Raw genomic sequence first — 26012 nt, forward strand, 5'->3', positions numbered from 1 at the left:
GTTTAAGGGATAATTTAGTTTTTAAATAAAGTAGCTACTTTTTTAGTGGCTTCGTTAAACGGAATTTCTTGTGGTGCAATTGGCATACCATCGCGTAATTTTGAAACACCAGATGCTACAATTTTTGTACTAGCATCTATACCCGATTTTACCACGTAAAGATTATCTACTTTAGCTTCAACTTCAATAATTTTACTGCTTACTTTATTGTCTTCGCCCAAGGTATAAATCATCACTTTACCTTGCTGTTCAAAGGTTGACGATTGTGGTACAACTACTGCATTTTCGTAAGTTGAAGGAATACGTATTTTACCGCTGTTTCCGTTAGTTAAAAGTTCGTTTGGATTATCAAAAGCTGCTCTTACTTTAATGGTTCCCGTTGTTTCACTAATTTGACCAGTACTGGTTTGAATTCGACCTTTTTCAGAATATATATCGCCATTTGCCAATACTAAACTAACGTCTGGCGAATTTTTAATACGCTCAGCTTTTGTTTGACCTTTCATTCGTTTTAAATGGTCTATGTATTGCGCTTCGTTTAAAGTAAAAAACGCATATACTTTACTAATATCGCTAACCGTCGTTAATGGTGTTGCATCGGCAGCACTCACTAAAGCGCCTTCTCTAAAATTGATTGAACCCACGTAACCATCAACCGGACTTTTTACCGTTGCATAACCAATATTGGCAGCAATACTGCTGTAAGCCGCTTTGGCTTGTGCTAAATTGGCTTTTGCAGTTTCTAATTGTACCGGACTAATAATGTTTTTTTCAACTAAAGGTTTTAACTTATCAACCTCAACTTGAGCCACATTTACCTGTGCTTTTGCCGCTTCGGCATCTTGACTTAGCGATTGCGTTTCTAACCTAAAAAGTGGTTGACCTTTGCGTACTCTAGCACCTTCGTCTACCAATACTTTTTGAATATATCCTGAAGTTTTTGCACGTACATCACTGTTTACAATACCTTCTATATTTACAGGATATTCGTTAAAACCTTCTACCGTTTGAGTTTGAATTTGCGTTACCGGAAATGGTAAGGCTTGCTGTTGTTGCGCTGCAGCTGCTTGCGCATTGTCTTTATTACCACAGCTAACCACGACTAGAAACACACTAGCTATGGTTAATATTGAAATTAATTTATTTGTTGTCATTATTTTAAAGGTTGAATTTATTTTTAATTAGGTTTTCTTTTAAGTTTTCTATTGAAGCCGAAGCATCTTCTACAAATCGCAAATAATCGTTATGAAAGGTTAAATCGAATTTTTCTTCTTCATCTGTAATATGTTCGTTAATGGCTTCTTTGTAAGCTTTCATTTCTTTATGAAGTGCCGCCACTTCTTCCCATTCTTTAATCATTTCATTAATATGATGCAAAACAGAATCTTTATTAATGATGAAATACTTTTTACGGTCACCAGTTTTAGTGAAGTATTCCAGTTTCTTTAAATCTTGTAAGTGGTTTAAATGCGTAGAAATTGTGCTTTTACTAGCTTGAAGTACGGTAACCATTTCATCAAACGTAGTACCGCGCTTACCTGTTAAAATAACGTACGCCATAATGCGCGCAGCAACAGGCGCAAGTTTTTCTCTGCTTTCTAAATGCACACCAAGTTTTTCAACCAGTGCCATTTTTTTGCTACATATATCTTTAGTCATAACATAATTCTAAAATATCATGCTGCAAATATATATTAGGTTCGGAATAAACCGAACTAAACGAAGTTAAAGTGTTGTTAAATATATTATAACAAATCTTAAAATGCGCTATTTAACTCATTTAGAACGAGTTTAATTTCACCATAACTATATTTATCGTGGAGTTGTGCTTTTAAATCGGAAAGATTTTCGAATGTTTTTGTGGATATAAGTTCTTTTAACTCGGTGTAATGTTCTAAAGACACTAAATCGGTTATTTTTATTTCACCTGAAGGAATAAAACTAGCCAAATGTCCAAAAATAGTGTTTTCATTAAGTTCGCGTATATTAGCTATTTCTTCAATAGATTTTCCTTTTTTAAAGAGTTTTAATGATTCTTTTTGAGTATCTCCTTTTTGGCGTTTTGGCTTTTTAGTTACTTCTTCTAACTCAACTTGGTTGGTAACTTCAATATCGTTTTCTTCAACAAATTTGGTAATAACCTCTAAAATTTCTTTACCATATTTATCTACTCTAGTTTTACCCATGCCATGAATAGCCAGTAATTCTTTTGTATTTGTTGGCAATAATTCGCACATGGCATAAAGTGATTTTTGAGTAAAAATTTGAAAATGTGCTAAATCTTCGCGTTCAGCAATTTCATTTCTCAATACGCGTAACAATTCAAAAAGATCAACATTTACAGTACCATCAATAACTTGTTTACGTTGTTTTTTAGGTTGCTTTTTGGCAATAAACACGGCATCGGTTCGTAATTTTAAATAAAAACTTACACTAAAGGCGCGTGGTAAGCCTTTAAAATACAGTAGTTTTTCGGTTAAAAGTTCTTCTAAAATGTCAAGTTGTTTTTCTAAATCTTTTTCTACTGCTTTATTATCGGTTGTAAAATTTAAAGCTTTTAAAGATGCTTCAATATTGGTTTTAGTTTGTTCGTTAAAATAGTTAACGGCTTTTGCAAAACGTTGTTGTAATGGTTCGCTGGTTTCTGGTATTTCGGTTTTTTCAACTAAATGTTGCAATTGACTTTTAAAAGTATTACCAACTTTTAGCAAATTTGAAACGGTATCTTTTATTGTAATTGCTGACGTTTCAACGTTACCTTCAATACTGCCTCTGTTTTTGTAAAAAATATCTAAAACACGATTTGTAGGATATAAAAAGGCATAAAAATTAAAAAGTTCGGCAATTAAATCGAGTTGAAAATCGCGCTCCGATTCTAACAAAACCTCTTCATCTGGCTCGTTATTTGCAGCTTCTTCGTTAAAGGTTAGCACATGGCTATCGGTTATAATTTGTTGCGGAGAAATTTTACTTTTTAACACCAAGCCTTCTAGAGATTTACAACGGCTTAACGCCACATAAGTTTGCCCATGCGCAAAGGCAGATTCGGCATCAATAATGGCTTTTTCAAAGGTTAACCCTTGACTTTTGTGTATGGTAATAGACCACGCCAACCGTAACGGAATTTGTGAAAAACTGCCTATTCTATCTTCGGTAATTTCTTTTGTTTCGCTATTTACGGTGTATTTTATGTTTTCCCAAGTTTCAAATTTTGTAGTAATATCGAAATTATCCTGCGGACAACGCACTACAACTTCGTCTTTATTTAAAGCAATAACTTTACCTATTTTGCCATTAAAATATTCCTTTTCTTGAGAGCTATCGTTTTTTATAAACATAACTTGCGCACCTACTTTTAACTCTAAAATAGCATCGTTAGGGTATGCATGCTCTGGAAAGTTACCATCAATAGATGCTTTGTAGGTTTTGGGTTTTTCATTTAAATCGGATAGTTTTTGCTCGTTGGTGGCAATGGCTTTTCGGTTGTGGGTTGTTAACGAAATGTAACCATCTTCCTCGTTTGCTATAAAATTAGGGTGATATCTTTTATTTAATTCATTGGCCGATTGTTGCGATAATTTATTATTTCTAATTTCATTTAAAATAGTAATAAAAACGGGATTTTCTTGTCTGTAAATGTGTTTTAACTCTATGGTTATGGCTTTACTTTGCTGATATGCCAAACTACTAAAGAAAAAAGCATTTTTGTAATAGGGTTGTAATAATTGCCATTCGTTTTCTTTAATTACTGGCGATAGCTGTTGCAAATCGCCAATCATGAGTAATTGTGTGCCGCCAAATGGTAACATTTTGTTTTTAAAACGACGTAAAACTTTATCGATGCCGTCCAGTAAATCGGCACGAACCATACTTATTTCATCAATAACCAAAAGGTCGAGTGACCGGATTATATTTATTTTTGTTTTATTGAATTTTCGGCTAAATTTAGAGCTACTTTGCAAATTATCATTTGGCAAAATAGGACCAAAAGGCATTTGAAAAAATGAATGAATAGTAACACCTTTGGCATTAATAGCTGCAACACCTGTTGGCGCTACAACCACCATACGCTTATGGCATTCTTTTTTTAATTTATGAAGAAACGTAGTTTTACCAGTACCTGCTTTACCAGTTAAAAATATATTACGATTGGTTTTGGTAACAAAACTCCAAGCGAGGTCAAGTTCTTTGTTTTCCTTCATGTTTTAAAAATATGTATGAAGATAGTTTTAGTTTTATGAAAAAGCAAGGTGTGATACTTTTCTGAATAAAAAAACCCTGATAAGTTCAGGGTTTAAGTTTGTTATCTTTTTATTTAGATCCTGATCCCGAAATTTCGGGACAGAACTACAATTTTATTATTAAAGTGCCGATTTAAACTGCTCTAAAAAGCGCACATCGTTTTCGCTTAATAAACGAATATCGCCTATTTGGTGTAATAACATAGCAATACGATCTATACCCATACCAAATGCAAAACCTGAATATTCTTTAGAATCTATACCACAGTTTTCTAATACGTTAGGATCTACCATACCGCAGCCCATAATTTCTAGCCAGCCGGTGCCTTTTGTAATACGGTAATCGGTTTCAGTTTTTAAACCCCAATACACATCAACCTCGGCACTTGGCTCTGTAAATGGAAAGTATGATGGGCGCAACCTAATTTCAGATTTACCAAACATTTCGGTTGTAAAATATTGTAGGGTTTGTTTTAAGTCTGCAAAACTTACATCTTTATCAATATACAAGCCTTCTACTTGGTGGAAAAAACAGTGTGAACGCGCCGAAATAGCTTCGTTTCTATATACACGACCCGGTGAAATGGTACGGATTGGTGGTTTATTGTTTTCCATATAACGCACTTGTACCGAACTGGTATGTGTGCGTAATAAGATATCTGGATTGGTTTGAATGAAAAACGTATCTTGCATATCGCGTGCTGGATGGTATTCTGGTAAGTTCAACGCTGTAAAATTGTGCCAATCGTCTTCAATTTCTGGGCCTTCGCTTACGTTGAAACCTATGCGCGAAAAGATATCGATAATTTGATTTTTAACTATTGAAATTGGATGGCGTGCTCCAATTTGTATGGGTTCGCCTGGGCGCGATAAATCGCCATAAATGCCTTTTACCTCTTCGTTACTTTCTAACTCTTCTTTTAAGGCTTTTACTTTATCCTCGGCTGTTTTTTTTAGCTGATTTATGGTTTGACCAAATTCACGTTTTTGCTCATTGGCTACATTTTTAAACTCTGCAAAATATTCATTTAACAATCCTTTTTTACCTAAGTATTTTATACGGAAAGTTTCAACTTCATCTTTTGTTTGTGCTTTAAAAGCTTCGGCTTCGACTATAAGTTCTTTTAATTTATCAATCATGATGTTTAAAAATAGGTAGCAAATTTAATTAAAAAAATGGCATTAAAGGGTTGAAACGGCCAACTTATGTGTAAAATTACTGTGGTTTGGTTTGCGTTAGGGATTGAGCTATTTGTTTGAAATCCTTTTTGCTTTTTTTGAAAAAGTAAAAAGATTGAGTAGCGAAAGCCCGACCTGTAAGGGAACGCCCTAATTAATATATGCGGTTTCTAGAAAATAGTTTACTATGGCTTCTTTCATTAAAATGCTTTGTTCGCCTGCTTTTAGGTTGGGTAGTTGCTCTAACATTTTGTAGTGTGGCCACCCATCTTCATCAACAAAATCTAGCTCATAATAGCCATAAGGTGTTAGTAATTTACAAATGGCAATATGCATGAGGTCTAGCTTTTGGTCTTTTTTAAAGCTGCGGCTAAGTTGCCCAAGTTCTTGTACGCCAATAAGGTAAATTATGGCATCAAGATCTAAAGTGTCTCCATCTGCAAATTGGCTTGATAGTTTTTGCACTACCTGCTCCCAACGTTCTTTTAGTTCTTGGTCTCTAGACATATGTAAGTTTAAAGTATAAGTTTGAAAGTTGCAAAGTTAGTTTATATTTGTTGAAATTGTATTATTATGGCTGTTATTGATATTGTTTTAGGCGCATTGATTTTATTTGGTTTAATTCGTGGTTTAATGAAAGGTTTTTTTGTTGAAGTAGCCTCATTAATTGCGCTTGTTGCTGGTGTTTATGGCGCTATACATTTTAGTAATTTTGCTGCTGAATTTTTAATTGAAAAGGTTGATTGGAACGAAAAAACTATTAACGTTGTTGCCTTTGCTATTACGTTTGTGGTTATTGTTTTAGCTATTGCGCTTGCTGGTAAAGCATTAACCAAATTAGCCGATTTTGCTGCTTTAGGTATTATTAATAAAATTTTAGGTGCCGCTTTTGGTGCCTTAAAAATTGCTGCTATTTTAAGCGTGGTTTTAATTATTTTTGATAGGTTTAATAAAACTATTCCGTTTGCTGATGAAGAAGATTTAGAAGCTTCTGTTTTATACCATCCTGTTAAAAATTTAGTGCCAACAATTTTCCCCAGTATTTTGGGTGATAAGACTAATGCAGATGCGGATGATGCTGACGAAGCTGATTTAAATTTAGAGGCATAAAAAAAGCCGCTTCATGCGACTTTTTAATTATTTTTTAAATAGACTTATCTTAAAACATTTACTAATACTTGTTTTTTACGTTTTGTTTAATCCATTGTAAACAGTCGTCAAATGTTTTAAAAATATGCTCGTTTGGAACTAAATCTGGAATAATATCAATACGTTCCATTAAATAGCGCGGTTGCGGTAATAAATCTACTATCAAAAATTGTACGCCGTTTTTTCTTAAATCTAGTAAAATATCTTCTAAAACGTACAAACCAGATTGATCCATGTATTGCATTCTGCCAAACCTTAAAATTACTGTTTTTGCTGTGGTTGGAATTTGAGCTGCTAGTTGCTGAAAATCGTTAGTTGAGCCAAAAAACAAAGGTCCTTTTATGTGTTTTATAAACACCTCTTCTTTTAAATTTTCAGGAAACCCTATTTCATCATCCCAAGCTTCTTCTTTTAAAGGTTTCACATCAGACATTTGAGCTGTTACATGCCCAATTTTTTTCATAAACATTAAAGATGAAATTACTAAACCAATACCTACAGCAAAAATTAAATCCCAAAAGGTTGAAAGTAGTAATACAATAAACATAATTAATACTTCTGAACTCAAGCGTATTGGTCCAATTTTTATATCTTTTGGCATACTTGGTATGGCTTTTAAGCCTTTATAATCCATAACACCAATACCAACTGTTAGCAAAATACCTGCTAAAACGGCGGTAGGTATTTTTGATGCTATACCGCTAAACCCTAAAAGAATAATGAGTAGCAATACACCAGCAATCATACCTGATAGTTTGGTTTTTCCACCAGACTGAATATTTACAACCGTTCTAATAGTGGCGCCTGCTCCTGGAATACCACCAAAAACCGATGCAATAGTATTACCAATACCTTGCCCAACTAATTCTCTATTGGGTTTGTGTTTGGTTTTGGTCATATTATCGGCCACTACACTAGTTAACAACGAATCTATAGCGCCTAACAATGCTAATGTTAATGCTGTGAAAAAATAAGGCATAATACTGCCTATTTTAAAATTAGTAAATACTTCTAGATTTGGCACCGGAAAACCACTTGGTATAGCTTCTATTGGTCTGTAATTTAGTTTGAAACCAATTGCTATGCCTGTCATTACAACCAAAGCTACTAATGTGCTTGGTACTGCTTTTGTAATACGCTTAAAACCGTATATTATAACAATTGTACCTAAGGCTAATGCAAACTCTAACCAATTAATATTTGATAGTGCCCTTGGCAACAGCGTAATAACACTTTGTGGTTTTTTTGCTTTACTTTTAGCTATGTTTTTGGCTTCATTAATTATATCTGTTTGTGTAATACTTTCGGCATCATTAATGGTTTTATTTAAAGCATCTAAAACTAAGGTTTTATCTCCAACATTTTCTTTTAAAACATTGCTTAACACATTTGTTTTTGCTTGAGCTTCAAAGGTTTTTACAAATGCTTCGTCTTCATTTGGGTAGTAACCAATTGCTGGTAAAATTTGGGTTAGTAAAATTATAACTCCAATAGCCGTCATGAACCCAGAAACTACTGGATAAGGAATGTATCTAATGTATTTGCCTAAGCCTAAAACACCTAAACCTATTTGTATTAAACCTGCTAAAAAAAACACCATTAAAATGGCTGGTAACGCCTTTTCAACATTGCCATCATTTACAGCAATAATGCTTGCAATAACTACCATACTTACGGCAGTCATTGGCGCTGTAGGACCAGAAATTTGCGTATTAGTACCACCAAAAAGTGCTGCAAAAAAACTGATAAATATGGCACCGTATAACCCAGCACTGGGCCCTAAACCAGATGATACACCAAAAGCTAAAGCTAAGGGCAAAGCAACAATTCCGGCAGTTATGCCGCCAAAAGCATCGCCTTTTATATTTGAAAATAGGTTTTTCATGAGGTTAAATTAGTTATAAATTAACAAATGCTATGATGTTAAATTGATCTCTGCTTGAGGTTTCAAAAAACTGATTCATGTAACCGGCTTCAAATCTTATATTTTCATTTAAGGTATAACCTAAACCTCCAAAAACCCTATTTCTATCAAAAACTGATGATTCTGTGTTTAGAAATATTTCATTATAAGCCGATACGTATAGCTTACTTTGATTATCTTCTTTTGTTTTAAATGGCACTTTAAATGCTAAAAAATATCGAAATCTCATTTTGAAATCTTCTTCAACAAAACGTTGTTCAAAACGGTATCTGTGGCTTAAGCCTACACTTCCAATTTTTTGTTTTGATATGAATTGCTGAAAAATTCGGTGTTCGTTTACAGATGCTTTAGTATCAGTATCACCTAAATAGTTTTCTGAAAGTATGTAGCCATAGCCTAAAAGTACATTGTTTTTACCTTGGTTAAAGGTATAGCCTAAGCCTGTTCTTAATAATAACTGTTCTAAATCTCCTATAGCATTGTAATTTCGGTATTGAACTTCATTATGAATATTCCATTTACTATTAAGTTTTTTATTACCTATGTAAATTAACCAATTACCAAAATTACTGTCTTGTGCGCTTATAAATAGAGGTAGCATTAACGCAAAGGTTAATGCCACTCTAAATGCTTTATTTTTCATGTTAACTTTTTATTCGTAGAAATTAACAGCTCCTGTGTTAACATCATACATGGCACCAATTATTTTAATGTCTCCATTTTTTTCCATTTCGCTTAAAATTGGGCTTTCATTGTGTATTCTTTCAATAGTAAGTTCTACATTCTTTTTTGAAACACTATCAACAAAATCTAAGTTTTTTGAGTTACGTAAACTTTCATCTTTAGGTTCTGTTGTTGCGTTTACTGCTGGTGTAATTTTTTGAATTAGCTTTGTTAAATTACCCATTTCGGCATGATCACAAGCGCCTTTTACAGCACCACAACTTGTATGACCTAAAACTACTATTAGTTTTGTACCTGCAAGTTTGCAGGCAAATTCCATGCTACCTAAAATGTCTTCATTAACAAAATTTCCTGCTATTCTTACACTAAAAATATCACCTAAACCTTGATCAAAAACTAATTCTGCTGATACTCTTGAATCTATACAACTTAAAATGGTTGCAAATGGGAATTGCCCTTCTTTTGTATCATTTACTTGTTCTAAAAGGTTACGGTTTGCTTTTAAGTTTTGAACAAATCTTTGGTTACCTTCTTTTAAAAATTGCAATGACTTATCTGGTGTCATTGTTGCTTGGGTTTCTTGTGTATGTGCTTTCATATGTGTTTTTTTCAATATTGTTATTAGTATTCTAATTTTTGTATTTAGGTTTTAATTCTTTTTTAAAAAACTCAATATAACTTTCTGGGTTTTCTTCTTCGCCTCTTTGTGATACTAGTTTTACTGTTATGTTTCTTTCTTTGGCTTTTAACCCAAAATCTTCAAGAATTTCAATAATATCGTTATCTAAATACTTTGTGTTTTTCACATCTAACTCTAAAAATGAGTTTTCTGGAACTTTGTCTAATTCATTTAAAATAGCACCTTTGTTAAAAAAGGTTACTTCTTCGGCAAGGGTCATTTTTATTTTTCCGTCGTCAACATCTTCACCTTCTTTGTGTAAAAAGTGAGAGTTTTGAAAACTTTTTAATAGTATTATAAAAATACCAACTATTAAACCTAAACCAATACCAAGTAGTAAATCTCCGGTAATTACCATTGGTAAAACTGTTGCCATGAAAGGCACCCACTGTTTCCAACCTAGTGCAAACATGCTTTTGAAAGTTGATGGTTTTGCTAGTTTAAAACCTACTATAAATAAAACGGCCGCTAATACTGCTAATGGAATTTTATTTAAAAGCGTTGGAATTAAAATAACTGAAATTAATAGAAAAAATCCGTGGATGATTGCTGATATTTTTGATCTACCACCTGATTGAATGTTAGCAGAACTACGCACAATAACCTGTGTTATTGGCAAACCACCAATCATACCAGAAACTATATTTCCTGTTCCTTGTGCAAATAACTCGCGGTTTGTTGGTGTTACATTTTTATGCGGATCTAGTTTATCTGTAGCCTCAACACAAAGTAAAGTTTCTAATGATGCTACTAAAGCAATTGTAAAACCTGTTAACCAAATTTCTGGTTTGGTAATTACCGAAAAATTAGGGAAACTAAATTGCCTTTTAAAGCTGTCTAAACTATCTGGCACAGGAACAGAAACCAATTGGCTATCTACTAAGCCCATTGCGCCATCTTTAGTAAAAAGATAAAAAACAATACCAACTATTACAGCCACTAATGGCCCTTGTACTAACTGAAATATTTTTCCTTTTTTTGATAATACGTTAGACCATAATAATAAAATACCTATTGAAATCACACCTATTAAAGTAGCGCCCATACTAATATTTCCGCTTAATAAAGCATTAATATCGTTTAAAAGGCCCGATAATAAATTGTTCCATTCTACTTTAAGGAAATCAATATTGCCTTCAACATTAGCATCCATTCCAAAAAAGAATCTAATTTGTTTTAAAATGATAATGATACCAATACCTGTAAGCATGCCTTTAATTACTGATGATGGAAAGAAGTACCCAATAATACCTAAACGTAATACACCAAATAATAATTGAATAACCCCGCCAATAACAACAGCTACTAAAAAGTTTTCATAGCCTAAAGATGTTATTGCAGCCAAAACTATAGCTGCTAAACCTGCAGCTGGACCACTAACTCCAATGTTAGAGCCACTAATAGCACCTACAACTATACCACCAACTATACCTGCTATTAAGCCTGAAAAAAGTGGTGCACCACTTGCTAAAGCAATACCTAAACATAATGGTAGTGCTACGAAAAAAACGACAATACTTGCCGGTAAATCATTTTTAATTGTTTTAAACATATATATAAATTTTAACCCAACATATAAATTAGGTTGTGTTTTAAAATTAACTTGAGCGGAGAAATTATACCGCCAAAAACTACAATTATACTATGTTTACTTCTGGTGGTGGCGATATAAGATTTAAATGAGGTTTGGGGTATTTTTTTATGTAATACCCTAAATTGTCTTCAGTTTCAGTTAGTGCAAAAGAAGACTCCAAATATGGGTTTTCAAAAAACAACTTCTCGCAGTTTTTTGTTTTTTCATGTCCTTTTTCTTCTTCTTCAGCAGATGTATAATACATTGAAATATCAATAGAACTATCAATAAGCGTTACTATTGTTGGCGTTGTTAAAAACACCACAAAAATAAACGAGAAAAATATTGATATTATACGAACAGACACTTTAGTGTTGAAGTTTGGTTACAAACAAATATAGGTTAATAATTATTAATTTACTATTAAAAATCTTTCAACAATTTTATGTCTTCAGAATTTATCCAACCTGTTTTACCATCGGATAATTCAATTTTTTTCCAATTATTATAAGTTTCAAGAACTTGTACTTTGGTGCCTTCGTGCAGCCTAAAAGCTTCTTCGCTTCGTAAATTGGGGTCTGTTTTAATTTTTGCTTCTTGTACAAAAACTATAGCCGGATTATTTTTTTTATCTATGCTAAACTTATGAAATGCAAATGCTAAGGTTATAAAAACACCCGTTAATGCAATAATACTACTAATAAATGTTAGTCTTTTTACAACTGTTGAAAATGAAAAATAATACACTAAAAACAATATAACAAAACAAAAAACTAATACTACTGCAACTGTAGCCCAAGTATCAAAAGTAAAAGCATTGGTGGTACTTTTAACTAATTTTGAAAAACCAGCATCGGGTACAACATCAATGGCATCAATAGTCATGTTTTTAGCAAAAGCAATGTTGTTTTTAATATCAGTATCATTTGGGTTTAACATTAATGCTTTTTCATAGTAATAAATACTAGGAGCAATGTTATTAAGTTTATAGTGCGCATTGGCTAGGTTAAAATATAAGTCTGCCGAATGTTTTTCAGTATTTAAAACAGCCATGTATTTATCAATGGCTTCTGCATATTTTTCTTGATTGTAAAGCGCGTTGCCTTGTGCAAACAAATCTTGGTTTTGTGCATTAATACCAAAACTTGAAAAAGCAATTAATATGTAAATTATATATTTCATTAGTGCTTCAATTTGTTTTGTTTGGCTTTATTTTGCTTGTTTATCAATTAACGAAATGGTTGTTGCTGCTTTTTCGTAATCTTCTTGCATTGTTACCGTATCAATGGGTGTATATCTTGCAAGCTCACAGTTTTCAATAATACCAATAAATTGATTTATGGTAGTTTCATCTACTTGTTTTTCTTTAAGTAGTGTGGTTATTTTTTCTTTGCTAAAATCACTGGTTTCAATGTGTAATTTTGCTTTTAAATAATTGTGCAAAGCTTTTTCTAAAGCAATGTAAAACGCTTCTTTTTGACCCAACGATTTTTTAGCACCTTTTAAATATTTTCTGGCCAATTTATCGGCTTTTCTAATACGGTTTCCATAAACATCGGCGTCTCTACTTGCTTTTTTATTTCTTATAAAAATAGCTAACGGAATAGCCAAAAATGGCAGCAACAATAAACTCCAAAAAAGTGATGTTTTAAAGAAATAAGCTTCTTTTATATTTTGAAAACTGGTTTTGGTTTTTATAAATGCAAACTGATTATTGTTTGCAATTACCGCTTGTTTATTAGTATTTGCTACTGCATTATTTTCTGCATTTGTGTTTGAAGTTGGCCCGTTTAACACGTTTATTACAATTTCATCACTTGATAGCCTTTTGTAGCTTTCGGTTTTTAAATCGAAATACGAAAAGGAAATACTTGGTATTGGATATTTGCCTTTATATTGTGGCACCACAGTATAACTATCAGAAATAAAACCGTTCATACCTGATAAATTTGTTTTCACATTTTCAGTATGTTCAGGCTCAAAAACCTCTAAAGAACTTGGTAACGATACTTTTGGCAACTTAAATAATTTTAAATTTCCGTTACCTTTAACACTTACTTTTACTTGTAAAGATTCTGTGGCATCAAGTTCTGTTTTTGATGCCGAAACATCTAAATTAAAATCACCCACTGCGCCCGTAAAATCTAGCGGTTTGCCTGTTTCTGGCAAGGCTTTAACTTGTATGGTTTTATTACCTGCAGAAATGGTTCTGTTAACCCGTGTCATTAACAAACTACCAAAAATATCGCGCCTGTTTGTGGGCACACGCATTGCAATATCTAGCGTTAGTGGCTCAATATTTAATTTACCTGTTTTTTGCGGATAAAGCACCGTTTTTCTTAAAACTAAATAACGATAATCTTCACCTTTATAAGTGCCATTTTGCACCTTTTGCCCTTGTGTACTAATATTATGACTCCAAAAATCATTGTAGCGCGGACTATCAATTTCATTCCAATTATCAACCGCTATTTTTGGCGATACATACAATTTGTAAACTACGGTAATAGCCTCATTTAAATATGGGTTGGTTTTTGAGACTTCGGCAACTAAATGAATATTTTCTGAAGCTATAAAATTAGGATCGTTAGGGTCTTTTGGAATATCAACCGCAGCGGTAACCTCAACCTTAACTGGTGTAGTTTTATAAGTTTCGCCTTTTATTGTTATAGTGGCTTGTTGTATGGTAAAAACACCTCTTTTTTGGGGTGATAAAAAATAGGTGTATGTTTTTTTATAGGTTCTTACGCCGTTTATCCAAGAATTACTTACTGATTGATTTGGGCCACCAACAACTGTGAAATTATTAAAACTTGGCGGATTAAAATTATCGCCATCTTCATTCATTTCAAACTCTATGCGCAAGCGTTCATTTACACCAAGTTTAGTTTTGCTTACTTTGGCTTCAAACTTAACTTGTGCTAAAGTTATGCTTGAAACTAGTAATAAAATTAGTATTGATATATTTTTTTTAAACGTCATAATGATAATTTACAGGTTTAGATTTACAAGACTTTTGTTGTAATTCATTTTACCAGTCTTTATCAGTTTTTACTTTTACACCTTTTTGCTTTTCGGCGTTCATTTTTTCTTGAACTTTTTGTTCTTGATTATTCATGGCCTCTAGCAAGTTTTTTATTTGTTGTGGCGACATTTTCCCTGGTTGTGGCTTTGGCGGTTGCTTTTTTTCATCATCTTTTTTATCGCCTTGTTTGCCTTTATCGTCTTTTTCATCTTCAGGCTTGCCGTTTTCATCTTGTTTGTCTTCACCTTCTTTTTCTTTCTCGTCGCCTTCGTCTTTATTTTCTTGTTCGTCTTTGTTATCTCCTTCGTTATCGTTGTTTTTATTTTTGTCTTCGTTTTGGTCTTTTTCCTCTTGGTCTTCTTTGTTTTCTTGGTTATTATCGTCTTCGTTTTGGTCTTTATTTTCTTGTTCGTTTTTAGCGCACTCTTTTGCTAAGGCCAAATTGTAACGTGTTTCATCATCTGTTGGGTTATTTCTTAATGCGTTTTTATAAGCTTCAACAGCTTCTGTGCATTTTTTATTTTGCATTAAAATATTACCAATATTGTGAAATGCTTTATGTTTTTCTGCTTTTGAAGCGCTCTTGTTAGCTGCTTCTTGGTGGCGGTATAAGGCTTCATCTAAATTGCCCGATTTGTAATAGGCATTGCCTAAATTATAGCTTCCTGAAATAGAATTTGGGTTTTGTGATATGGCTTTACGGTATTCCATTTCTGCCAACACAAAATCTTCTTCAATAACTTTATTACCTTCATAAACAAAGTTATTAGCCTTTTGTAAAGCCAATAATTCCTGTTTGTTTTCTTTGTTGTTTTGCGCAAAAGAAACTGCTACAAACAGTGTTAATATTAATGGTAGTAAACGTTTCATTTTTTTTTGTTTCAATATTTTAATATATAAAACCTTGTGTTGTTTTTAGTTAAATTATTTATAAATTCTCATTGAACAAATTGAGCTTTTTTAACCATGCTGTTTTACGTTCTAGTAAAAACACATCAATTAGTAAAAAGAATACACCAAAGGCTAAAAACCATTGAAATTGGTCTTTAAAATCTGCAAATTGTTTGGCTTCAAATTCTGTTTTATCCATATTGGTTAAAATGTCTCTTATATTTTCAACAACATTGTTTGTGTTTTTTCCGTTTATGTATGCGCCATTGGCCTCTTGTGCTATAGTTTGCAGGGTTTCTTCATTTAAACGTGTTATAACGGTTTCACCTTGTTGATCTTTTTTATAATTTAAAACCACACCATTACGTTTTATGGGTATTGGCCCACCTTTGGCATCGCCAACACCAATGGTAAAAATTCTAATACCTTCTTCACTGGCTTGTTCTGCTACTGCTGCAGCTTCTTCGGTGTGGTCTTCGCCATCAGAAATAATAATTAAAACACGGTTAGTTTGCTCTTCGTCATTAAAATATGTTGATGCTAATTTTATGGCTTCGCTAATGGCTGTTCCTTGTGATGAGAGCATATCGGTATTCATACCTTGTAGAAACATTTTTGCCGAAGCATAATCTGTTGTAATGGGTAACTGCGGAAAAGCTTTACCTGCGTAGGCAATAATACCAACTCTATCACTAGCTAAGTTGTTTATTATTTGTGTTACAAGTTGTTTTGATTTTTCTAATCTGTTTGGTGCAATATCTTCAGCTAGCATACTTTTTGATACATCAACTGCAAAAACAATATCTACACCTTCGCGCTTAACGGTTTCTAATTTAGTACCAATTTTAGGGTTTACAAGCGCCAAGGTTAAACATAAAAATGCTAAACTTAAAACTATAATTTTTAATACTGATTTGAATAGCGAGGTGTTTGGGCTTAACCTTTTTAGCAAGGCTTTATCTGAAAACTTACGTTGTGTTTTGTGTTTCCAGATTTGAAGCACCACAAAGAATAGTATGATTACCGGAATAACCAACAGTGCCCAAAACCATATTTTTTCTTCTAATTGATACATGTATTAATATTCATATAAATTAAAAAATTCAACTTAAAAGTTATATAAAACTTCTAAAAACAGAAAACCTTAGTAAGACTTCTAACAGTAATAATGCGCCTGCTAGCAATACTAATGGCCTGTATTTTTCATCGTAATTATAAAATTTGAATTCTTCAATTTCAGTTTTTTCAAGTTTATTTATTTCTTTATAAATGTCTTCTAGTTTTTTATTGTTTGTGGCTCTAAAATATTCGCCACCGGTTGCTTTGGCAATATCTTTTAGTAAGTCTTCATCAATTTCAACTTGTATACGTCCATATTGAAAGCTTCCGTTAGGCAAAATACCAACTGGCGATAATGCCATACCATTAGTACCTAAGCCAATTGTATAGGTTTTAATACCATACTCCACGGCTAACTCGCTTGCGGTAATAGGGTCTATAAAACCTGCATTGTTTACACCATCGGTTAATAAAATGATAACTTTACTTTTGGCTTTACTGTCTTTTAAGCGGTTTACAGCCGTTGCTAAACCCATACCAATTGCTGTACCACTTTCTATAATATTATTGTATTTTATGCTTTTTAAGGCTCTTAAAACTATGGCTTTATCACTGGTAATTGGTGTTTTAGTGTAACTTTCGCCAGCATATTCAACAAGGCCAATACGGTCGTTTGGCCTACCTTTTATAAATTCTGCGGCTACTTTTTTTAGGGCTTCTAACCTGTTTGGCGATAAATCTTTAGCTAACATACTTGCCGAAACATCAATAGCCATAACAATGTCTATACCTTTGGTTGTTTTTGTTTTTGTTGAAACATCAACTGTTTGTGGTCTTGCCAACGCTGTTATTAAAAGCGTTAATGCTAAAAGCCTTAAAACAAACAACGCATGCCTAAATTTTGGCAACCAAGAATTAGTAACCTTAAATCCTTTTAAGGTTGATATTTTAAGTTCGGCTGTTTGTTTTTTGTGTTTAAAAATATACCAAAGTATAAGTAGTGGTAATGCTAAAAGCAACCAAAACCATTGTTTATTTAAAAATTGAACGCCTTCTATCATTTGCTTTCTTCTTTTTTAAGTTCTATTGAATTTAAAATGCGCTCTACATTTTGGTCTGCATAGGTATCACTATCTCGCCATGTTAATACTACTTGTTGCATAACATTTTGAGCCGTAAACCCTAAAATAACATATTTACCATTTTCTAAATTACTTGTACCAGGTATTGGCATGCTAAGTGTACCAAATACTTTTAGGCCTTGGGCTCCGTTTGGTGTTTCAAACTTTTCGTTTTTAGTTATAATATTTTTTGCACCAGCAGCTTCATACATTTTTAAATTACCTTCAATAGCTTGCTGTACATCTATTTTGTTTTCGCCTAAATTTTTGTATTTACTTGTGGCAACTACAACATTAAATTTATCTATTAAACTACCGTAACCAAAGGTTGTAATATCTACTTGTTGTTTTAACTCGTCTGGTATATTAGCATCCATACGTTTTAAAACTTTTGGTGTTGAAATTGATACTGGCGGAAAACCATATTCACTAGTTACCCAATTACCCTCTAAAAGCTCTTTACTTGGGTGACCAACAATGGTATCTTTTACATAATTAAACCCATATTTTAATGAAAATGCACCAAAGGTTGCTAGCAATAAAAACAGACATATTGCAACAGTAATAATTACTTTTTTACGTTTCTTTTTTTGCGCTTTTTCTTTGCGGTATTGCTCATCTAGTAATTTTTCTTCTTCATCAGGTTCAGGCAATACCTCTTTTACATGATCAATTTCTGCATCAATAGTATTTCTATCTAATTCGGCTAAAGCAATATCGGGTGCAGATTTGGCAAATTTTACTAAATCGGCACGCTTCAAAATACTTTCAATATTTTTTATGGTTTCAGGGCTTAAATCTATTTTATTGCCTTGTTTTAAAAGGTTAAGCCTTGTAACCAACTCATCGGTAGTACTTTCTAATGCGTGATCGTATACTTTTTCGTCTAAATATTTTCTAATTACTAAAGTAAGTTCAGAATAATATGTTTTTAAATCTTCGTGCGCTAAATAATGGCTTTCGTCTAGTTTTTTTAATGCTAATTTAGCTCTATCATATGGTGGTAAAAGTGCTATTTGCTCTGCTTCGGTTAATGGTTTTTTTCTCCAAATAAACCACCAAAGTATAGCCCCAACCGCTCCAATAATTAACAGTGTTATTAAAAGATATTTTAACCAATTACCGCTTGTTTTATCTACTTCAATAATTGGTTTTATGTCATACAAACCTTGTTTTGTGGTATCTACAACAATATTGTTTACAGTAACCTGTAAAGAATCTGTAAAAAATGTTTTGTTGCCTACCACTATTTTTTGCTTAGGAATGGTATATGCGCCAGAATCAAATTGTGTTAAACCGTATTTTTTTATCAGGCTGTATTTGCTATTCTTTTTAACCGTATCAACAGCGTAAGATTCTATCATTTCTAATGGCGAAAATGTTTGCCCTTCGGGGAACACCACCAATTGCATAGTATCTGTTTCAACTTGAACTTTAAAAGTTATTTGCTCGCCAATTTTTATAGCTGTAGAATCTATTGACGATGTAACTTGAGCTAATAAGGCATTGGTTATTAGTAAAAAGGCAATTGTTAGCATTAACGACTGCTTTTTATTAAGTATTATTTTATGAAACTTATTCCTTATCACTTTTAATTTTAAACTTAAATTATCCTCTTCTTTTAAAATAGCCTAACAACTTTTTTACATAGCTTTCATCTACTCTACAATCTATAGAGCCTGCGCCAGATTTATTGAAACTGTTTTTGTAATAGTCTACTTTTTCTTTGTAAAACTTAGCGTAATTGTGCCTCACTTTTTTTGACGATGTGTTTACTAACATAAGCTCACCAGTTTCTTCATCTTGCATTTGTACCATACCTAAATTTGGTATGTTTTCTTCGCGCTTATCAAACACCCTAATACCGGTAACATCGTGCTTTCCTGATACAATTTTCATGGTACGTTGGTAATCATCTGCAATAAAATCTGAAAGTATAAACACAATGGCTTTCTTCTTCATGACGTTTGATAAGAATTTTAAAGCTTCGGCTACATTGGTTTGCTTACTTTCTGGCTGAAATTCTATTAATTCGCGTATAATTCTAAGCACATGCGAGCGTCCTTTTTTAGGCGGAATGTAAAGCTCAACCTTATCAGAAAATAAAATAAGCCCTATTTTATCGTTATTTTGTGTTGCCGAAAATGCTAAAGTTGCTGCAATTTCAGTTACTACTTCGTTTTTAAATTGCTGTTCTGTACCAAAAAACTCAGAGCCTGAAACATCAACCATAAGCATCATGGTTAATTCGCGTTCTTCTTCAAAAACTTTTACAAATGGCTCATTGTATCTGGCAGTAACATTCCAGTCTATATTTCTAACATCATCACCAAATTGATACTGGCGTACTTCAGAAAACGTCATACCTCGCCCTTTGAAGGTAGAGTGGTATTCGCCTCCAAAAACATGATCAGACAAACGGCGTGTCTTAATCTCTATTTTGCGTACTTTTTTTAGTAATTCTTTAGTATCCATCGTTTAATTGTCTATTGAATATTTATTATTGATTATTAACTCTCAATAATCAATTGGCAATTATCAATTGAGCAATTTTAAGGTACTTCAATTTCGTTTACTATTTTGTTTATAATGTCTAATGAAGTTACATTTTCGGCTTCGGCTTCATAGGTAATACCAATTCTGTGGCGCAGTACATCGTGCACTACAGCCCTAACGTCTTCTGGAATTACGTAACCTCTTCGTTTTATAAATGCAAAACATTTGGCTGCGGTTGCTAAATTTATACTTCCACGAGGTGACGCTCCAAAAGAAATTAATGGTTTTAAGTCTGCCAATTTATATTTTTCAGGATATCTGGTAGCAAAAATGATATCTAATATATATTTTTCAATTTTTTCGTCCATGTAAACCTCTTTTACTGCTTTTTGTGCATTTAGTATTTGCTGCACAGAAACCACAGGGTTTACTTTTTCAAAAGCACCTTTTAGGTTAGCTCTAATAATAAGTTGCTCTTCATCAATTTTAGGGTAATCTATAACGGTTTTTAGCATAAAACGGTCTACCTGCGCTTCGGGCAACGGGTAAGTTCCTTCTTGCTCAACAGGGTTTTGGGTTGCCATTACTAAAAACGGTTTGTCTAGTATAAAAGTTTCATCACCAATGGTAACTTGCTTTTCTTGCATAGCTTCTAATAAGGCCGATTGTACTTTTGCTGGCGCACGGTTTATCTCATCAGCTAATACAAAGTTTGCAAAAATAGGTCCTTTTTTTATTGAGAAATCGTTTTCTTTTATGTTGTAAATTAATGTACCAACAACATCGGCTGGTAATAAATCGGGGGTAAATTGTATTCTGCTAAAACTACCATCAACCGCTTGTGAGAGCGTGTTAATAGCTAATGTTTTTGCTAGCCCAGGCACACCTTCAAGCAAAATATGCCCTTGCCCAAGCAAACCAATTAGCAAACGTTCTACCATGTGCTTTTGACCAACAATAACCTTGTTCATTTCTAGCATGAGTAAATCTACAAAAGCACTTTCTTTTTCAATCTTTTCGTTAATAGACTTAATATCAATTGTACCAGTTTCTTGCATCATTTTTAATTTTTTTGAAGCCCGAATATAATAAGCTTCATTGAGTGTTGCAAATTGTTAAAATTTTTACGGACTTGCTGTTAAAAATTGGTTAAAAATATTAAGCAAAAATGCCGTATTATCAGTAGTTTGCATATAAATTAAATTGAAATTGTATTACGCGCTATTTTTAATCTGTTTTAAGTATTTTTATACAGCAATTAATTTCTTTTTTAAGAAATAGCCACCATGATTAACAAACGCCTACTTATTAAACACCTTTTGGCTCATAATGATGAAAACAGTTTTTATGACAAAAAACGAAAGGTTGATATTAGCCACAAAGAGGGAAAGGCCAAATTTTTAAAACACATTTGTGCTCTATCTAACAGTAACCCAAAAAACAATGCCTACATTGTAATTGGTGTTGAAGATGAAGACAATAACATTGTTGGTGTTGATTTTTTTGACGACAGCAAAATACAAAACCTCATTAACGCCTACCTAACCAGCCCACCCATTGTACAATATGAAAATATACCTTTTCCGCATTTACCAGATGATAAAGTAGTAGGCTTAGTAACCATAAGACCAACCGGCAAACTCACATCACTTAGAAAAAATATTTGGAAATATTATGGCGGCTCTGTGTTTTTTAGAGATGGCAGCATGAGCATGCCCAAAGTGTTTGATATTGAAGTAAAAGATGTAAACTCAAAAATTGTTGAAGCTATTGAAAACAATGCCCAAAATAATATTGAGCATACACTAAATGGTGTTTTTCATTTTATGAACAAACGTAAAGACTACAATGCTAAATACAAAGTTTTTAAAGAGTATTTTGTACTGTGTTGGAGCGGACAAAAAAAGGTTGTAAAAAACGAAACGTTTTTCTCTAGAGTTGATATTGAGTTGATAAACGAGCAAGTTCGCCTATTTTTCTCAGCACTTGATGAAGTTTCAATTGTTTACAACGAAGACAGCTTTAAAATTGTTGAATACGTAAACTTAGGACTTCAAAATAAACGCAAATACTACAAACTTGAAGAAACCCATATTAAGTTTGAAAACAATGCCAATTACAATATTGAAACCAAGCTTTTATTTGAACCACCAGAGTTTGATAAAAAAGTACTGCACCATATTTACAACACAAACAACGCCATACTAAATAAACTAAAAAAAGGAGCAATATTAACAAAAAATGAAGAGGCTGATTTGTTAAACCTACCGGCAACTTATTTAATTTGCTACTTAAATTTGTTTCATGATGCCATTAACAAACTAAAAGAAGCTAAACCATATTTAAAACAACACAACTTAAAAGTATATCAATTATACAAAGAAACCATGCGTATTTTACGAAAAGTGAAATATAGCTAGTTTTCTCACAAAACTTAACCTTTAGTTAACGTTAAAACTTTATTAAAAACAAAAAACACCTTACTTTTGCACTGCTATTAATCTTTTTAAGATATAACCTTGTTTCTCCCATAAAATTTGGCATTGAAGCAAGGTTTTTTTATTTATATAAAATTGAGTTGCTTAAATGATTTTTTAAGTACTTTTTCATCACTCACATTTAACCACTTGTTTAAAACGGTAGCGTAAATAGTTCTAAAATCTATTTCAAATTTTAAATCGCCATTAGCATCTAAATTTTCTAAATTGGCCATGTTGTTATATAATCCTGGTTTACGTAATTGATTACCAATTATAAATAAATTATTAGCTGTACCATGATCTGTGCCTACACTGGCATTTTGTTTTACACGCCTACCAAATTCAGAAAAAGTTAAAATTAAGGTATCATTAAAGGTTCCTCCGGCTTGTAAATCTTGTACAAAGGTTTCAATACCATCAGCATATTGGGTTAATAATCTTTTTTGTGTACCCAATTGGTTTACATGTGTATCAAAACCATTTAATGACGCGTAATACACTTTAGTTTCTAAATGTGAATTTATAAATTGAGCCGTAGTTTTTAATTGTCTTCCAAATTTATTCTTTGGATATTCTTTTTTTGAAGTTACGGTTTTACTGGTTTCAAAAATATATTTTGCAGATGAATGTGCTTCAATCATAGACTTATATAAATACCCTAAATTATGTTCACTTAAATGCGTATCATTTTGATGTTGTTGCAAGTTTTTAAAATACGGGTCTCTAGATAAATTGAATAAAGCCTTAGCATCTTGTGTTGCAATGGCATTGGTAGTTTCGCCTTTCATTGCTAAAGATAAACTCTCGTTAATTTCAATTGCAGAATGCGGATTTTTACCATAAGCATCTAAATAACGCCCTATCCATCCGCTTTGTGAATACTCATTAGAATCTACTGCAGTTTGCCAAATATCCATAGACCTAAAGTGCGATCTGTTTGGGTTGGGGTATCCCACGTTGTTTATTATGGTTAAAAGTCCATTGTCATAAAGTCTATTTAAAGGCGCTAAACTAGGGTGTAAACCAACCTCATCTGTTAACTTTAACACTTCATTTTTAGCAATACTTAAAGACGGACGTTTTTTGTAATACACATCGTTATTAAAAGGAACAACGGTGTTTAAGCCATCATTTCCGCCTGATAATTGAATAATTACCAAACGCTTATAACCTAAACTTGCACTAGCAACATTTTCAAAAGCTTTTACAAAACTTGGAACAAAAAATAAGCTACTTGCTAATGATGATTGTTTTAAAAATTTTCTTCTATCCATAAAATAGTTTTTCTAATGTAAAATTCTTTTTAAGATTCCCGCTTTTGCGAGAATGACAACTTCAACGGATACCCCAATAAAATTATTGAGGAATTCTTTTTTAACTAACACATTTGATATTCTGGTAAAGACATTAATTGCACACAGTATTCCTGTTTTGAGGTTTTCTGTAATGTGCTTAAATAGTTTTTGGCTGCTGGTGAAGTTTCACAAGCCAAAATATAGTTTTCTAATTGGTTTATTGGTACGTTTTCAAACTGTTTATTAAAGTAATTCCAGTTGCTTTCAACCTTAAATCTTTTACCATAATGCTTTTTAATCATCTTTTTTCTTTGCTCCATTTGAGCATCATTTTGCCCTTTTTTAGCTTTAGAAATATAGGCGCTGTTTAATAGTAAAGACGGTAATTTTAACCTTAAAGTTATAGTATTACTATCAATCCAGTTTTTTCCACCTTTCCAACCTGCAACATTGGGCGGATCTAAAAGTACCTGACCTAAAGAGCGTTGTAAATAAATAAACTGCTTTTTGTTATTAAATTTTGTAGGCACCACATTGTTAATACCAACTAATAACTCTATTGGTGATTTAATTTTGTTTCCAATATTTACATCATCATAAAACCATGGTGCATTACATACAAACTGCATTAAGTTGTTTATGTTATAGTCTTTATAAAACACATTGGTCATGGCTTTAACATGAGTTTTATTTAAAGTATCATTAACAAAATAGCGGTATATTTTTTCGCAAATAAATTCTGCACAGCGTTTTTCTTCTAAAATAATATCTACAATATCTTCGCCTTTAAAATTACCTGTTTTGCCAAAAAAAGTTTTACTACCGTAATCGTGCAGGCCTTTTCTAAAGAAAAAATTTCCATGAATATCATGCGAATATCCTGTAAAAGCTTTGGCCGCTTCTTTAATGTCTTGCTCTGTATAATTGCCAACACCTAAAGTGAAAAGCTCCATTAATTCTCGGGCAAAATTTTCGTTTGGCTTTTGTTTTTTATTCTGTTTGGTATTGAGGTATTTGGTCATTGCTGCTTCTTTTGAAACCGCATTTACAAAGGCTCTAAAATCTCCCAAAGCATATTTTCTTATGGTGTTATGGTAATTTTCTCTGTAAATGTAATTATTGTCTTCGCACACAAAATGATTACTCCAAAACAAGGTCATTTTTTCTCTTACTAATTCTGAAGTATTAGACATTCTTTCAACCCAAGCCATATTAAGTTTAGGTGCTAAATCTCTACTTAATTTTTGAATTTCTCTTATATTCTGTTTAGCTGTTATATAAGAATTACCTATTAAATTTTTAATTTCTGAAACATCTTGTTTTATAGGAGATACCGTTTTTGAAGCATTAAACAGATTGTTTACAACAGTATTTCTGTTCATTTTAGATAGCTTTTTTAAATCATTTGGTAAAATACCAAAACCCAACCTATTGTATAAATGCTTAATATGCTTTTGTTTCATGGTAATACTATTTTAAATGAACAACTAAATGTTAATATAACCCTTTAGACTGCAATAAATTAAAAAGGTTTAATTATGAAAGATATAAAAAAAGCTGTTTCAAAACACGAAACAGCTTTTTTTAATTGAGTATTACATTTTTGTATTATCTGCCACCGTCTAATTGGTCTTGCCAATCTTTAAGTTCTTGCCATTTACCTTCATAAGCTAATTTGGCTTGTTTTGGCCATGTACCAGGGTTGTGCATTTTAAACCTGTCTCCGCCACCAATTAAAACCTCTTTACATTTTTCAATTGAACATTCAGAAAGTGCTTTCCAGGTTTTAACATCATTATCATGAAATAAACCTTGAATTTTAGGCCCAATACCTTCAACTAAAGTTAAATCATTTTCTTTAATTTTTTTACCAAACACAGCTTTTGCACCTGCGGCATCAAAAGCAATTATAGGTGCTGCAGCTGCAATTGAATTAGCGGCCAAAGAATTTGCTAAAGATGTTTTGGTTGTATTCAACTCTCTCTTATAAGTTTCTTTGCTAGTTAAACACGCATCTAAATCGCTTTTTAAGGCAGTTTTGCTTTTTAAACAAGCCTCTAAATCTGCTTCTAACTTGGCTATTTTATCACTTTCATCATTACTGTTTCCACCCATAAGTTTGCCTAATAAATATCCTAATATTGCTGAAATTAAACCCACAAGTAAAGGAATTAACCAGCATGGTATTGAAATTGCTAATAAAGTCATGATTATAT

23 protein-coding genes are annotated in these 26012 nt (G+C 32.5%); 2 read left to right on the plus strand and 21 right to left on the minus strand.

The features are described from left to right. Positions 1 to 14: 14 nt before the first annotated feature. The 5 genes from ACXAG4_RS04565 to ACXAG4_RS04585 all read right to left on the minus strand — a co-directional run bounded on the left by ACXAG4_RS04565 (position 15) and on the right by ACXAG4_RS04585 (position 5927). The gene (locus ACXAG4_RS04565) at positions 15 to 1154 is read right to left on the minus strand and encodes an efflux RND transporter periplasmic adaptor subunit (RefSeq protein WP_475294888.1); all 1140 of its coding nucleotides are present in this window, start codon (positions 1152 to 1154) and stop codon (positions 15 to 17) included. A gap of 4 nt (positions 1155 to 1158) precedes the next feature. Further along, positions 1159 to 1659, minus strand: coding sequence for a GbsR/MarR family transcriptional regulator (locus tag ACXAG4_RS04570; RefSeq protein WP_475294889.1), 501 nt, complete (start codon positions 1657 to 1659; stop codon positions 1159 to 1161). Between the two features lie 98 nt (positions 1660 to 1757). Continuing rightward, a complete protein-coding gene (locus ACXAG4_RS04575) occupies positions 1758 to 4202 on the minus strand; it encodes a helix-turn-helix domain-containing protein (protein WP_475294890.1) in 2445 nt (814 codons plus the stop codon). 159 nt (positions 4203 to 4361) lie between these two features. Further along, the gene (pheS, locus tag ACXAG4_RS04580; protein WP_475294891.1) at positions 4362 to 5381 is read right to left on the minus strand and encodes a phenylalanine--tRNA ligase subunit alpha; all 1020 of its coding nucleotides are present in this window, start codon (positions 5379 to 5381) and stop codon (positions 4362 to 4364) included. A 189-nt stretch (positions 5382 to 5570) separates the two neighbouring features. Continuing rightward, positions 5571 to 5927 carry a hypothetical protein gene (locus ACXAG4_RS04585; RefSeq protein ID WP_475294892.1) on the minus strand — a complete coding sequence of 119 codons (357 nt, stop codon included), beginning with the start codon at positions 5925 to 5927 and terminating at the stop codon, positions 5571 to 5573. Positions 5928 to 5993: 66 nt separating this feature from the next. Between ACXAG4_RS04585 and ACXAG4_RS04590 the strand changes: the two genes are divergently transcribed. After that, complete coding sequence (locus ACXAG4_RS04590; protein ID WP_475294893.1) at positions 5994 to 6530, plus strand: CvpA family protein; 537 nt, start codon at positions 5994 to 5996, stop codon at positions 6528 to 6530. A 61-nt stretch (positions 6531 to 6591) separates the two neighbouring features. On the opposite strand, the gene ACXAG4_RS04595 is transcribed toward ACXAG4_RS04590, so the two are convergent. From ACXAG4_RS04595 to ACXAG4_RS04655, 13 genes are all read right to left on the minus strand, one after another. After that, complete coding sequence (locus ACXAG4_RS04595) at positions 6592 to 8454, minus strand: SulP family inorganic anion transporter (protein ID WP_475294894.1); 1863 nt, start codon at positions 8452 to 8454, stop codon at positions 6592 to 6594. A gap of 13 nt (positions 8455 to 8467) precedes the next feature. Next, the gene (locus ACXAG4_RS04600; RefSeq protein WP_475294895.1) at positions 8468 to 9136 is read right to left on the minus strand and encodes a DUF2490 domain-containing protein; all 669 of its coding nucleotides are present in this window, start codon (positions 9134 to 9136) and stop codon (positions 8468 to 8470) included. A 9-nt stretch (positions 9137 to 9145) separates the two neighbouring features. Next, positions 9146 to 9790, minus strand: a complete 645-nt coding sequence (locus ACXAG4_RS04605; RefSeq protein WP_475294896.1) for a carbonic anhydrase family protein — start codon at positions 9788 to 9790, stop codon at positions 9146 to 9148. Between the two features lie 16 nt (positions 9791 to 9806). Beyond that, entirely contained in the window at positions 9807 to 11408 is a 1602-nt protein-coding gene (locus ACXAG4_RS04610; RefSeq protein WP_475294897.1) for a SulP family inorganic anion transporter, read from the minus strand. 85 nt (positions 11409 to 11493) lie between these two features. After that, on the minus strand, positions 11494 to 11796 hold the full coding sequence (locus tag ACXAG4_RS04615) for a hypothetical protein (protein WP_475294898.1): 303 nt from the start codon (positions 11794 to 11796) through the stop codon (positions 11494 to 11496). A gap of 56 nt (positions 11797 to 11852) precedes the next feature. Beyond that, the gene (locus ACXAG4_RS04620; protein ID WP_475294899.1) at positions 11853 to 12611 is read right to left on the minus strand and encodes a tetratricopeptide repeat protein; all 759 of its coding nucleotides are present in this window, start codon (positions 12609 to 12611) and stop codon (positions 11853 to 11855) included. Positions 12612 to 12638: 27 nt separating this feature from the next. Next, complete coding sequence (locus tag ACXAG4_RS04625; protein WP_475294900.1) at positions 12639 to 14411, minus strand: BatD family protein; 1773 nt, start codon at positions 14409 to 14411, stop codon at positions 12639 to 12641. A gap of 49 nt (positions 14412 to 14460) precedes the next feature. Next, positions 14461 to 15324 carry a tetratricopeptide repeat protein gene (locus tag ACXAG4_RS04630; protein ID WP_475294901.1) on the minus strand — a complete coding sequence of 288 codons (864 nt, stop codon included), beginning with the start codon at positions 15322 to 15324 and terminating at the stop codon, positions 14461 to 14463. 58 nt (positions 15325 to 15382) lie between these two features. Next, the gene (locus ACXAG4_RS04635; RefSeq protein WP_475294902.1) at positions 15383 to 16420 is read right to left on the minus strand and encodes a vWA domain-containing protein; all 1038 of its coding nucleotides are present in this window, start codon (positions 16418 to 16420) and stop codon (positions 15383 to 15385) included. Between the two features lie 40 nt (positions 16421 to 16460). Next, positions 16461 to 17465, minus strand: a complete 1005-nt coding sequence (locus tag ACXAG4_RS04640) for a vWA domain-containing protein (RefSeq protein WP_475294903.1) — start codon at positions 17463 to 17465, stop codon at positions 16461 to 16463. Continuing rightward, positions 17462 to 19063 carry a BatD family protein gene (locus ACXAG4_RS04645; RefSeq protein WP_475294904.1) on the minus strand — a complete coding sequence of 534 codons (1602 nt, stop codon included), beginning with the start codon at positions 19061 to 19063 and terminating at the stop codon, positions 17462 to 17464. The genes ACXAG4_RS04640 and ACXAG4_RS04645 overlap by 4 nt, the downstream gene beginning before the upstream one ends. 70 nt (positions 19064 to 19133) lie before the next feature. Beyond that, positions 19134 to 20000: a DUF58 domain-containing protein gene (locus tag ACXAG4_RS04650; protein WP_475294905.1), complete on the minus strand. Its 867-nt coding sequence runs from the start codon at positions 19998 to 20000 to the stop codon at positions 19134 to 19136. A gap of 77 nt (positions 20001 to 20077) precedes the next feature. Then, positions 20078 to 21079 (minus strand): AAA family ATPase, encoded by a 1002-nt coding sequence (locus ACXAG4_RS04655; protein ID WP_475295241.1) that lies wholly within the window; start codon positions 21077 to 21079, stop codon positions 20078 to 20080. Between the two features lie 228 nt (positions 21080 to 21307). On the opposite strand from ACXAG4_RS04655, the gene ACXAG4_RS04660 reads away from it, so the two are divergent. Then, positions 21308 to 22441 (plus strand): DUF5929 domain-containing protein, encoded by a 1134-nt coding sequence (locus ACXAG4_RS04660; protein ID WP_475294906.1) that lies wholly within the window; start codon positions 21308 to 21310, stop codon positions 22439 to 22441. A gap of 143 nt (positions 22442 to 22584) precedes the next feature. Here the strand turns inward: ACXAG4_RS04660 and ACXAG4_RS04665 are convergent, their stop codons facing one another. The 3 genes from ACXAG4_RS04665 to ACXAG4_RS04675 form a co-directional block, all read right to left on the minus strand. Further along, positions 22585 to 23775, minus strand: a complete 1191-nt coding sequence (locus ACXAG4_RS04665; RefSeq protein WP_475294907.1) for a DUF1501 domain-containing protein — start codon at positions 23773 to 23775, stop codon at positions 22585 to 22587. 104 nt (positions 23776 to 23879) lie between these two features. Further along, on the minus strand, positions 23880 to 25259 hold the full coding sequence (locus tag ACXAG4_RS04670) for a DUF1800 domain-containing protein (protein WP_475294908.1): 1380 nt from the start codon (positions 25257 to 25259) through the stop codon (positions 23880 to 23882). Positions 25260 to 25404: 145 nt separating this feature from the next. After that, on the minus strand, positions 25405 to 26004 hold the full coding sequence (locus ACXAG4_RS04675; RefSeq protein ID WP_475294909.1) for a hypothetical protein: 600 nt from the start codon (positions 26002 to 26004) through the stop codon (positions 25405 to 25407). Between the last annotated feature and the right edge of the window lie 8 nt (positions 26005 to 26012).

Source organism: Seonamhaeicola sp. ABD4_175, from assembly GCF_056160885.1.